Origin of the sequence: Flavobacterium sp. CBA20B-1 (genome assembly GCF_028473145.1) — a bacterium.
Lineage (GTDB): Bacteria > Bacteroidota > Bacteroidia > Flavobacteriales > Flavobacteriaceae > Flavobacterium.
This window is the reverse complement of sequence record NZ_CP092370.1, coordinates 2,535,244-2,548,567: the sequence shown is the minus strand read 5'-3', so window position 1 is coordinate 2,548,567 and position 13,324 is coordinate 2,535,244. Positions and strand designations below refer to the sequence as shown.

7 protein-coding genes and 1 pseudogene are annotated in these 13,324 nt (G+C 37.2%); all 8 read right to left on the bottom strand.

The window, feature by feature from the left end; translation table 11 throughout:
* Entirely contained in the window at positions 1 to 993 is a 993-nt protein-coding gene (locus MG290_RS12440; protein ID WP_264561589.1) for a cytochrome c oxidase subunit 3, read from the bottom strand.
* 67 nt (positions 994 to 1,060) lie between these two features.
* Positions 1,061 to 1,645 (bottom strand): cytochrome c oxidase subunit 3, encoded by a 585-nt coding sequence (locus MG290_RS12435; protein WP_264561588.1) that lies wholly within the window; start codon positions 1,643 to 1,645, stop codon positions 1,061 to 1,063.
* On the bottom strand, positions 1,645 to 2,490 hold the full coding sequence (cyoE, locus tag MG290_RS12430; protein ID WP_264563210.1) for a heme o synthase: 846 nt from the start codon (positions 2,488 to 2,490) through the stop codon (positions 1,645 to 1,647). The genes MG290_RS12435 and cyoE overlap by 1 nt, the downstream gene beginning before the upstream one ends.
* A 162-nt stretch (positions 2,491 to 2,652) precedes the next feature.
* The gene (gene deoC, locus MG290_RS12425; protein ID WP_264561587.1) at positions 2,653 to 3,390 is read right to left on the bottom strand and encodes a deoxyribose-phosphate aldolase; all 738 of its coding nucleotides are present in this window, start codon (positions 3,388 to 3,390) and stop codon (positions 2,653 to 2,655) included.
* Between the two features lie 223 nt (positions 3,391 to 3,613).
* Positions 3,614 to 5,125 (bottom strand): annotated as a pseudogene (locus MG290_RS12420) (IS1182 family transposase); the annotation flags it as partial.
* Positions 5,118 to 5,576 carry a VanZ family protein gene (locus MG290_RS12415; RefSeq protein WP_264561586.1) on the bottom strand — a complete coding sequence of 153 codons (459 nt, stop codon included), beginning with the start codon at positions 5,574 to 5,576 and terminating at the stop codon, positions 5,118 to 5,120. The gene MG290_RS12415 and the pseudogene MG290_RS12420, both read right to left, overlap by 8 nt.
* Positions 5,569 to 5,949: a glycine cleavage system protein GcvH gene (gene gcvH, locus MG290_RS12410; RefSeq protein WP_264561585.1), complete on the bottom strand. Its 381-nt coding sequence runs from the start codon at positions 5,947 to 5,949 to the stop codon at positions 5,569 to 5,571. Before gcvH ends, MG290_RS12415 begins: the two co-directional genes overlap by 8 nt.
* Before the next feature lie 58 nt (positions 5,950 to 6,007).
* Positions 6,008 to 13,324 (bottom strand): T9SS outer membrane translocon Sov/SprA, encoded by a 7,317-nt coding sequence (gene sov, locus MG290_RS12405; RefSeq protein WP_264561584.1) that lies wholly within the window; start codon positions 13,322 to 13,324, stop codon positions 6,008 to 6,010.

The window sequence follows — 13,324 nt, the reverse complement described above, 5'->3', positions numbered from 1 at the left end:
TTATACTAAATAGAAGAATGTAAATACAAACACCCATACTAAATCTACAAAGTGCCAGTATAATCCTACTTTTTCAACCATTTCGTAAGTTCTTCTTTTTTCGTAAGTACCCAACAATACATTAAAGAAAATAATGATGTTTAACAATACCCCTACTGAAACGTGGAATCCGTGGAAACCTGTTATAAAGAAGAATAAATCGCCAAAACTTTTATGACCGTATTCGTTGCGCACCAAGTTTGCACCTTCTACCACGTATTGGAAATCGTTTGCACGTTTTAAAGTTTCTTCGCGAGATAAGGTTATTTTTTTATGTTTATTTTCCGGGTCGGTATATTGTGTTCTAATCAATATATCTGGGTTGTTTTCTAAACCTGCTTTCACTTGGCTTAATGATACGGATGTATTAGATCCTCCAGACATTCCCCAAACGCCTTTGCTTCTTGTTAATGCAGCGTCTTCACGCGCAATTGTTGTATCAGCAAATTCTGCTAATGCTACACGTTTTCCGTCTTTATTAACAAATTGCAAAATTTCGCCACCTCTTGTTTCCACAGCACCATAAGTTCCTGTGATGAAGTTTTTCCACTCCCAAGCTTGTGATCCAACGAAAACAAGACCGCCTACAATGGTTAATAACATATAAACGGCTACTTTCTTTTGCTTCATTTGATGACCTGCATCTACTGCCAATACCATCGTTACCGATGAAAAGATCAAGATAAAAGTCATTAATGCCACGTAAAACATTGGTGCATCTACACCATGCATAAACGGAAAGTGATTAAATACCTCATCGGCTATTGGCCACGAATCAATAAATTTGAATCTTGTAAAACCATAAGCGGCAAGGAATCCGGCAAATGTTAATGAATCTGACAAAATGAAAAACCACATCATCATTTTCCCATAGCTCGCTCCAAGAGGTTGGACATCTTCGCCACCTCCCCAAGTTTGTTCTTTAGTCGCTGCTGTAGTAACTGTCGCTCCCATAAAAAGTTTAAGTTGTTAAAAAGTTCCCAAATTTACATCTTTTTTCTTTTAAAGAAAAGTAAAAAGATTATTTGTAAAAAGTAAAAAATAAAAACAAATACAACCACAAGAATCCTAAAAAGTGCCAAAACATCGCACTTAACTCTATTCCAAGGGTTTGAGTTGCATTATACTTTTGTTTATAATGATTATAAATTACGATTAACAATGAAATTAATCCACCTGCCAAATGGGCAATATGTACTAAAACCACTACATATAAAAACGATGTGGTGATGGTACTTGCACTTCCTGTGAAATAATATCCGGCTTCAATAATTTGATTAAATCCTTGAAACTGCAACATCACAAAACTAATTCCCAACAAAAAAGTAAGTCCTAATAGTAAACTTGTGGTGGAACGGTTGTTTTTTTGTATGGCTTTTTTGGCTAAATGAAATGTGATACTGCTTAAAACAATCACCAACGTACTCCATAAAAATGCTTGTGGCAATTGAAAGTCTTTTAACCAATCCGGACGGTTTTTACTAATCACATAAGCACTTGTTAAGCCGGCAAAAATCATCACAATACTGCCCATTGCAAAAATAAGCATGGTTTTGTATGCCTTTCCTTTTTGTATTTTTTCTGCTTGAAGTTCTTCAGTATTCATTATCGCAAGAATTTATCTAATATAAAAATAATCTGTATCAATGTAATATAGGTAACGCTTATAAGCATTAGTGTTTTTGCCGATTTGTCGGTTTGTTTGCGGTATAATTGCACACCGCCATAGAGCATCCATAAACCTGCCGCCAAAACCAAAACTGCTGCGATTGGTGAAAGATACAATCTTCCGGTGTAACCTGTTGCCGGCAATAACGATGCAATGATTAACCACACACAGTATAAAATAACTTGTAATGCTGTTTTTTTGTCTTTTTTCCGTGTGGGTAATAAATAAAATCCGCCTTTTTCGTAATCGTTGAACAAGAACCAACCCAATGCCCAAAAATGGGGAAACTGCCAAAAAAACTGAATGAGAAACAACATTCCGGCTTCAATACCAAATTGATCGGTATGCGCCACCCAACCCAACATAAACGGAATGGCTCCAGGAAAAGCACCTACAAATACGGCCAATGGCGTTAAGGGCTTTAAAGGTGTATAAACGCTTGTATATAAAAAGATGGAAATAGCACCAAACATAGCTGTTTTAGGACTCACGATATACAAAATTGCTAAACCAACAATCGTAAGTGCTGCAGCCAATATAAACGCTGTGTTTTTTGAAACTCGCCCTGAAGAAACCGGACGGTTTTTGGTGCGATCCATTTTTGCATCTAAATCTTTTTCGATGATTTGATTAAATGCGTTCGATGCTCCCACCATGCAATAGCCACCCACAGCAAGCATCATCAATTTCATTATATCGATTTGCTGCCAGTCTTCCACCGCTAAAAGGTATCCGGCCAATGTAGAAAAAACCACACTAATAGCCAAACCTACTTTGGTCATGCTTTTAAATTCTGATAGCGCTGAAACTTTTATGACTGATGAAGATGTTTCCAAAATAAGCTGTTTATTCCTAAATAATTCGGTGTGCAAATATACTTGAAAAAAAATCTTAAAACTAACTATTTACACTATTAAAGTGTTAAACAAAATCGAAAAAACACTTTATATGGTTGTTGTTTCTAATAAAATTTGCTTTTGGGAAGAGGTACCAATTCGTTTCACTCCTATTTGTATATAAAACAAGGCATCGGTCAACTTTTTAATGCCACCGGAAGCTTTCACAGGCAATGGTGTAGCATTTTCAAGCATCAACGTAATATGATCGGGTGTAGCGCCATTGGGTTGGTTGTTTTCGGTGGTGAAAAATCCCGTTGATGATTTCACAAAAACGCGTGCATAATCATTTTCTTTACAATTTTTTATCACAACATTTTTAATCAATGTGGTGATTTGAATAATTTCTTTGTTGGATAATGCCGCCGTTTCTATAATCCATTTTATGGTTTTGAATTGTTGCAAACATATCATCGTACATTCCCTTACCTGATTTTGGACCAAGGAAACAGCACCATTTTTAAATGCAAGATAATCGATCACTACATCTAATTCATCTGCACCATTGTTTATAGCGTTTTGGATTTGCAAACACTTTTCTTCGGTTGATGCAGTGCCGTGTGGAAAACTGATTACGGTTCCAACCAACACTTTACTTTTGTGCGCGATTACAAATTGCTTGGCTTGCTGCACATATTCGGGCAAAATCATTACGCATTTGTATTTGTTGGCAACGGCATTTTGCAATAAATCTGCTACAATGGCATCGTTTTCAAAAGAAGTTATATTTGCTTGTTCGGCTGTTTGCAGATAGGTGGCATCTAAAAATTCAGTGATTTGTTTCATGGTTTTAAACCTAAATTCTTTCAAAAATAAAAAAAGAGGCTGTCCAAAAAGGATAGCCTCTTTGTTATACTACTAACTTTTCAACATCATCACTAAAGTTAATTTCTTGCTTTTTTTGAAATAAAGACCGCTGATAGCATCTAAATTCGACAAAAATGACAAGTTTAGAACCAAAAATACGGCGTTTGAATACCGTTTTTCTTCCCGCAACTGCTACAGCCACCATTTTTCTAAAATTATGTCCAAGAGCCATCAGTAGAAATTCTAATTCTACTTTCTCTAAGCCTTTGAATGTAAATCTATTAAAATCATTATTGTGCTTGAGTTGCCCAAAAACAGCCTCTACTTCTATAGGGCGTTTACTGCGATGTTCCAGCCCTTTCTCGCTCGTTAATAAATTTCGAGCCTTTTCTTTAAGCTCATTCAACCGGTGATTGACTTCTATTCTGCGATTACCTTTTGCATTGAAGCATTGCTCTCGAAGCGGACAATTATTACAGTTTTTTGCCTGATAATAAGACACTTGCGATTCGTGTCCGTTGCTCGAAATTCGTTTTCCTTTGCCAACATTTTCCATTCGTTGACCCATCGGACAAACGTAAAAATCTTGTTCTTTGTTGTAGAATAAATTCTGAACCAAAAACGGATTATTTTTCATCGTCCGTTTCGCTTCTTTGTGAAAATAATTGTACTTCACGTAGGCTTTAATGCTTTTATTTTCAAGCATTTCGTAATTTTCTTCGCTTCCATAACCTGCATCGGCAACCACATCTTTGCTTTGTTTTCCATAGAGATTTTCAAAACCATCAAGATGCGATTCCAAAGTCGTGGTATCCCCCGGTTTTTGATGGATGGAAACGTGGGTAATAAACTGATTTTCAGTTGAAATCTGCGTATTATAAGCCGGTTTAAGCTGTCCGTTTTTCATGTGATCTTCCTTCATCCGCATAAAAGTAGCGTCAGGGTCGGTTTTGCTGTAAGAATTCCTATCGCCTAAAGTTTCTAGGTCTTTTTCGTATTTTTCTAATTTTGGAAGATGCTCATCCTGAAGTTTTTGTAGCTCTTTTGCCTGTTTTTTAGTGGGTTCTTTCAGCTTTTTATTCAAGATCGATAGCTTCTCCCGAAGTTCTTCCGAATTGATGCTTTTAGGTAATTCTTCTTTGTTAATTTCTTGATTATCAGACTGAATAGCACTTTCGATATCTGAAAGAATCGTGTTGATTTTAACTTCTAATTTTTCCTTGTATTTTTCAATCGAACCTCTCCAAACAAAAGTATAACGATTCGATTTGGCTTCGATTTTTGTTCCATCAATGTACTGAATATCAAGACTTACATAGCCCATTTCAACCAGCATTTTCACTACTTCGGCAAATAGTTGTTGAATATGATTTTTTAATATTTTCCCTCGAAAGTCGTTAATGGTTCGGAAATCAGGCGTAGAGTTGCCCGAAATGTACATGAAATAGATGTTTTCGGTGAGTGCTTTAGCTATTTTTCGGCAAGAATAAACGTTTGACAAATAGCTGTAAAACAACACTTTAATCATCATTCTTGGATGATATGCAGAGGTACCACCTCCTTTGTACAACTTAATTATATTGCTAATATCCAACGAGTTAACAACCTCTTCGATTAATCGAACAGGGTGATTATTAGGGATTTTATCAAAAATATTAATCGGAAAAAGTTCAGGACTATTGCCTGTTTGATTTTTAAAAACTACCTTAGCCATTGTTGGTTTTTTGTGCAACTCTAAGATAATTATTTTGGAGAAAAAATACAACAAAAAAAAGCTGTCCGACTTTTCGGACAGCTTCTTTCCATCTTGTATAAATCCAATAAATGGTGGTTCCAAATAAAACGCCTGCGGTGTTGCAAAGCACATCTAACCATTCAAACGAACGATGAGTGGGCAATACATCTTGCAGAAATTCAATCATCAACCCAAATAAAATCAATCCTAAAACTATTAGCAAACGATTCAATGGATATGCCGATGATTTTTTGTTGAGCAAAGCCCATGACCATAAGAAAGACGAAGTGGTGTAAAAAACAAAATGCACTACTTTATCTAAATGTGGAATGCGTATTTTTTGAACTTCATTAATGTTTGATAAATTTATTAAACAAAAAACTAAGATGAGTACGTTCCACGCTATGGCAAGCAGCTTTTTCTTATGCACCAATTAATTCTTTGTATTGATCAGCTGTTAATAAAGCATCGAACTGAGCAGTATCGGCAACTTTTACTTTGATCATCCAACCTGCTGCATACGGATCGGTGTTTACCAATTCTGGTTCTGTTTCTAAACCTTCGTTGAATTCAATGATTTCGCCAGCAACTGGCAAAAATAAATCTGAAACTGTTTTTACTGCTTCTACTGTTCCAAAAACCTCGTCTTGGTCTAAAGTTTGGTCAAGTGTTTCCACTTCCACATAAACAATATCGCCTAATTCTTTTTGTGCAAAATCGGTGATTCCAACGGTTGCAACATCGCCTTCTAAACGAACCCATTCGTGGTCTTTTGTGTACTTTAAATTAGCTGGTATATTCATTGTTTTATTATTTTAAGCAAATGTATAACATTATTAAGAATTGAAAAATTTTTAGGGTTTAATTTCCAAAATTATATCGCAAGGTAAAGCCCGAACGTATATTGGTGATTGGAAACATGGTTGAAACAACTGCTTTTTGCATCATGTGTTCGTAATAAAAAATCATTCTAAAATTTTTACTTAAATCGTACTCTGCGTTCAACCTGATATTCGTCATATCCTGCCCTGCCCCTATTTGGTTGTTGGTATAATCTAAATAGCGAATAATGGTTTCGTTTCTTCGCCAAGAAAATTCGCTTGTAATTCGTAAATCACTAACAATTCTTCCACCGTTGGCAACACCTTCAAAGTTTGTGGTGAAACCTACATCTTTAATGATAAAACCTAATTTTACGCTGAACTCATTCCCTTGCACTTCCGTTAGCAAATTGTTATCAAAACTCATGGAAAGCAAACGGTCTTTATTTATCTTAAAACCAAAATCTATGTTTGATTTTGTTGATACATCAATACCAACTAGTGGGCTAAAACTTTCCATCATTGTGATATTGCTCACCACGTTTCTTGCCGGAAAGTTTCCACCTGCATTTAAGGCATTCGGATTTTCTAAAAACTCGTAATTGGTTTGGAAATTGTTTACAGAATAATCTGAAATATAGTTATGGTTAATAGTCAATCGATTCAAACTCTTTTTAAACCACCCCAATTTTGCTAATCCTGTATAGCGCAACGACCAGTTTGGCAGCGGAATATTACGCATAAATCCATTTCCTTGCTTCGAAATATCGCTGCCCGAATATGCAGCTAAGAACGAAGGAATCAATACTTCTTGATTGGTGCGGCTATAACCTACTGGATAACCATATTGGTCGATATTTGCAGGATCCGACAAATCAATGCCTCGTGCGGCAGCCAAACGGTTTGCAACTGTGATACGGTTTGCTTTGAATTGCTCAAAAACAGCCGATCCATTTACATCGCTTCTGCCAAAAGCTGTTCCAATCATGATATTTGATGTGCGATACATTCCAAATTCATAAGGCGAACGCGAGTTGTAAACACCGTTTTCTAAATCGTATTGCTCCGACATATTGTAGCTATAATCTTTATTGGCTTTTAAAGTAATCAATAAATCTTGAACAGGTTTCAATTCGGCTGAGAAAGTCAATCGTTCAGTGTGCATACGACTAAACTCTTGGTTGAACTCTGGATAATATGTCAACCAACCTTTTCGAGCAGCATCATAGCGCACATCTTCTTGTGAACCAAAAACATACCCAAGTGTTGGGCGTGCTGTTCCAAAGAAACCTAAACCGCCTAAATATCCCGGAAGCACCGTACCGTTTGATTCATTATAACCTACTTGAACATTTTTAACCATTGTTGCAACATTTATCAATGCATCTAATGCTGCCGAACCATTTTCTTCTTGTTCTTTTTTCTCTTTTTCGGTTAATTCTTTATTGCGTTCTACTTTTTCACCCGGTTTTGGTTTTTGGGTTAAAGCTTGTGGTGTTTTCTTTTTTGATTTACTTGACACTAAACCTACAGATTTATATAGAGTTTCCATGCTCAAAGTGGTGGTTAAATTGTGGGAATTGGCATTTTGAATGGTATTCCCCAAATCATAATTCACACCGTTGTAATCAATGCTTGAAAAAGCATCAGTAGCACGTTGCCAGCTGTAATCGCCTTTGTATGTATAATCTGCGTTGATGAATGATAAAAACGGAATTTTATCAAAAGGCAATTTATAATTCACATCAAAAGTTTGCATGCGCAAGTTTGGCGTACCCGGATCAAAATAACCGTCCCAAATATCTAATGAGTTATCCACATTGCGGTTGACATCCATATAATTTCGCACCACATTGTTGTTGGAAGCAGTGTAATTAACCACTAAACTTTTGGTAAGGTTAAAACTAACACCATAGTTGTAATTAAAGAAATAATTTCTTCGGTACAAGGGTTGAATTTCAATACCTTCTACATCGATCATTCTGTATTTTTGTTGGTTGTATTGTCTTAACACATCCGACTTGAATGTTACGTTGGTTGGCAATAAATTTATATTGAAATCGCTTAACAATTTAAAATATTTGCTTTTCTTGAAATTTTCTGCTTTTTTGAACGGTTCAATATTCCATGGCTTGAAGGAATAAGCATATACTAAAGACGAACGTGCTTGCTGATCTAACAAACGGTCTATTTCAAAATTGTGTTGTTGCACTTCATTGAATGAATGGGAAAGCGTTAAGTTTTCCACATCGTAAAAATGCTGTTTTTGATTTTGTCCACGTTGTTTGTTTACACCAATAAAATTAATACTGGTGCGTTTGGTATATTCAATTGCGCGGTCTTTAATCAGTTTGCGTTCTTCTGCAGACTGGGCATCATCCATTTTAGTTTCTAAGCGAATATCCGGATCGTTTGGATCGTATTCTGGTGTGATCTTTTCTTCGGAAACCGAATAGCTAAAAGGTATGTTTAAATTCCATTTTTTTGGCAATACTTGGTGGGCATTCACTGCAGTAGTTACATTGTACTGAAAAATATCTTCCCTGCTGCGTTCTTGTGGTCCTTGTTCCAATGCACCAAAGCCAATAGTTTGTTTGTTTACCGATGCGGTTACAGCTGCAAAATCGGCAATTTTAGCATCAACTGTAGCCACAGCAGCCCATCCACCTTTGTTGGTCATATCAGACATACGAAGTTCATTGAACCAAACTTCTCCTCGCAAATCTCTTGGCTGTTCAATGCTGTTTTCATACAGCACATTGGTATTGTTTCGAATACCAATCATAATGGTTCGCAACATTCCAAAGTTTGGATTTCCTTTTACACCAATACGCAATTTATTGATTTTTGATGCCAATTCCGGAGCTAACTCGTCTTCGTTTTTAAAATAAATAAAATTAGGATCTTGGTTGTTGTCGCGGTTGCGCATCAATTTTAATTTGGTGAGCAGCTCTAACTGCAATTCAATTTCATTGGCAAGCGGCCAAACTTCTTCTGCCATAGACGCTCCCCATTCGGTTACTTTTAACGGTATTTCTACTTGATAAAAGTTATTGGTAAAATCATTTCCAAAACGGATAAATGCAACCATTTCATCATCTTTCAATCGGGTGATATCTGTTTGTGCTTCTGTGGCTTCGGCATGTAAAAACATGCGTAGCTTTTTATACTGACGCATATCGATATTTCCAACATTCTTAAATACAGCACGCGAGTCTCCAGGTTCTAAACCATTTGGTGTGGTGGTTGCATTTGCTTTGTACACACGCAATGACAATGCTTGTTCATTTTGGTTGATGATACTGTTGTTTTGATTGATTTGTTCACGAATAATTCCCGGTGGCAATACATAAGGAATTGGTGTACGCGAATAGTTGTTTAAAATATTCAAAGTAGTTACATCGAAACCTGTATTTGTTCCCTGAACCACAATATTTGGATCTTCCACCAAACTTTCTGTATATCTTCGCCAATCGCTTCGAACCAAATTCAACGTTCCAAAACGCAAGGTTACTTCATCGGTAAATCCTGTTAGGAACATACGCATAAAACGCACCGATTGTAAATCAGAAATAGCTCCTACGGCATAATCTTGGCTTGCAATAATGGGCACTTTGTATTGTACCCATTTCACAGGAGTGGTGTTTCCGTTTAAAAACTTTTCGGTAGTTGTTCGCACATCCACCACATAGTTCTGGCCAATTATTGGGTTTGGCGTAACATTTACCTCATATTGATAATACGCATTAATCGTATTCATGGTGTTGTCATTATCAATATCTTCCACATCGGGCAAATTGCTGTTTCCGCGGTTGGTGTCAGTGAATTGTATAGGTGTATTTCCTTGCAAACCGTTATAGTTTTTATAGCGCGAAATAATATCACCTTGGGCAGTTAAGAAAAACTCATAATTATCAGCTGCAGGATCGGCCATACCTGCAAATTGTGTAAACTTAGCCTTTTCTTCTTCATCGTTTAATCCGTCTAAACCAACATCTTGAAAAGCGCGATTAGCAGGGTCTGAATCGAATGCATAAATCAAAGCAGTAGAAGCAGGTACTTTACCCCAAATAGAACTAATCGTAGGTGTGTTGTTTGCGGGAGAAGGCAATCCGTTTTCGTATTGCTTCATTCCGTCTTGCAAAATATCCTCAGAAATGTATCCCAAGTTAAAGAATAATTTCCCTGTATTTGCTGCATCTGCTGTATCGCCCGCATTTCCGGTATAAGGATCCATCATCCAAAATTCAATATACTCTACGTTTGCCTGTTCAAAATTGGTCGAAGCAATGGAACGCATAATCCCTGCCCAGTTTTGACTTGGATTAGGCAACTGGTTATTTGCTAAATATTGCGGATTGAAGTTATAAGGCCCTCGTTCTCTTGGATAGTAGGTTAAATTCAGTGGATTCACAGTAAGCAACTCTCCATTGGCTATATCCATTGTTGGGAACAGCTCTTCTTTATTAACACGGCGTGTTCTGTTGGACGACAACATGGCATCAGATATGTTATCAGGACGTCGATACGGATTATAAAAAATTTGATCTACTGTGTACCACGACATTTTTGCTCTGCGGAACCCAGATTGCAAGTCGGTGAAATTTTCACCATAGCCAACAGGAACCGAAGACATAAACCACATTGTTGGATTCAACACATCGATATTACTTTGTGTTCCTTCAAAATTTTCAATATAAGAAGTTGCTTCCCCATTTACTTGATCTAAACGCGATGCCCCAGGTTTCAAATATGCAAATTCGCCTCTAAATGTTAAACTCGACATCACATCGGTATCAATATTTGGCAATTTATTCACCCAGCGGGTCAAGAAAGGCAAATCGGTTGTATAATTGGCGTTAAATCCATAAATAGTATTGTTTACCGATTCTTCTCCAAAGTTTGATTTCACCGTTAAAGGCTGTTCCGTTAAACGCAAATAGGTAGCGCCTAAAATTAATTTATCATTTACCTGATGATCAACATGCACACCAAAAAACGAACGACGAGTTTGGTTGAACATAGAATTTTCTTCTACAGAAATTTCAATCGGTGTGTTGCTTTCTCTAAGCCCCGGATCTTGTATTTGAACCATTCCGCGTTGGTAATCTACGGTATAATCTACCCCTTCTACCAACATTCTTCCACCAGCGGTAACCGTAACAGAACCTGGTGCAATATTAAATCCAGGAATAGGAATTCCATCGCCTGAGGAACTTGTTGCTTTACCTTTTAACTGAAACTTATTCTTTTCACTGTCTTGTAAGGCTTTTACATACGTGCTTCGATACATGTTTTTATACACGTATTTCTTTTGGTTGGGGTTATAGCTGGCATCCACATCATAGTTTTCGGATGGATCGGTTGCTAGTTTGTTGAATAAATGTTCTCCAAATGGTTCAACAGTGGTAAAAATGACCCTTCCCCCTTCTTCGTCGATGGTGATTCCTTCAAACTTGTTCATGTTTTGAAGTTGCCCGCTGTTGTTATTATATCCGCCGCCTTGGTTTGGATTGTTACTGTTTGCCGGATTGCTTGTTGGATTGGTAGCAATATAATCGAACCAACCATCACCACCGTTTTGCGGATCATTTGTAGCATTTAATCGGTCTAAGTTAAAAACATTTAACAAAGGAGTATCTGCAACACCTTGGGGCAAAGTAGTACCCGAAACAGGAGAAATATAGTTGAGCGGTTGCGGGTCGGTGTACATAATGTTCAAGCGAAAACCATCGCGTTCTAAATAACGTGTGTTGGGCACTTGATAGATATTTTTCATCATCAAATCCCAAACCGGTTCGTTTACCGACGCCAACGTACTCTTCAGCATTTTCACAATTAAACTTTGAGTGGTTGGAATGTCTTGGTTATTGGCATCTTGACCAACCACCGTAGCATCTACGCCATCGGTACCAAATTCACCCACTTTATACACTTTTCCGCCAATGGTATATTCAAAAGCCACACCAAGCACTTCGTCATTGTTCAAAGGTTGCTGCAAGGTGATGTATCCTAATTGTGGATGGAATTTATATTCATTTTCGGATAATTTGCGGGCGTTTTCTAACTTGGCATAATCGCGCCCTTCGGTAACTTGAATATTAAATCCACTTTGGGCTGTGTTTATTTCACGAATGCCCGCGTTTAAAAAGTTTGTGCCAATTGCTTCGGGATTGAATTGGTTATTGCCGTTATCAACAGGTGCATCGACTTGAGAAGTTCCAAAAAAAGTTGGGTTTGCCGTTACATCAATCCCCACAATACGATCGGTTGCAGCATTGCTTAATCGAGCTTCCCCTAAATCTTGCAAAGCAATGATGTTTCGCATGTTGTTATTTGTCTGCGCCACACGGTTTTGCCGGTTGGTTACCCACACTTCTAAACGGGTAATGCGCACACGGCTGTTTATATACGGATAATTTATTAATGCTTTATCGTATTGATATCTAAAGTATTGCGAAAGGAAAAAGTTGCGGTTTTGTTCATAATCCAAAGCAAACATTTCAAAATTTTGAACAGTACCGCCACCTTCTGCCACAATGGTTTTTCGTTCGGAAGTTTGTCTAGAGAAAACACCCGTTAAAGTGGTTCTACCAAACTGTAATTTGGTTTTCACACCAAATAAATTCTGCGCACCACGCACCAATGAATTGTTTACCGGCATGCTTACGTTCCCCACTTCTAAGCCTTGCAAAATAGCGTCTTCATCGGGTTCGTAGTTCAACTTCATCATTTGCCTTTGAAAGTCTAAGGTTGCTTGATTATTGAAGTTAATATCGGTGTTTAAGCGGGTTCCTACTTTTCCTTGTAAACTTAAACTGATTCGCTGGTTAAAATCTAACGCAAATGTGCGGCGGTTTCTAGGGGAAATAATGGGATTGTCTTGTTTGGAATAGCGCAGACCCAAGTCTAATTCTACCGAACCACTTGGTTTCACATCGATGGTATTTCCTCCAAAAATTGTTTCAAATAATTTAGAGTTCACATAATATCCCGGCAATAAATCTTTCTTTTCTTCTTCGCTTAAGCGGTCTTGACCTGCTGCAATCCGTTTTGCGTAAAACTCGCGCATGGCAGCTTTCAGCAAAATATCTTCATATTGTTTGCGGGTTAGCACCATGGGATATTCTAAATTGAAATCGTTGTTGGTAACGGTGTACATATACCTGTCTGAAACTGGGTCGTAGGTATACATTTTCATTATAGAATCTACATCTTTCAAAGTAATAGCTCCGCGAATTACTACTTTATCTTCTTCGTTTTCTTCGATTTGTGCAAAAACAGGTGAAGCATTACCCAATAAGATAATAAGAAAAAAATACTTTAAAAGAATATATAAACGTGAAGATGTTTTCAA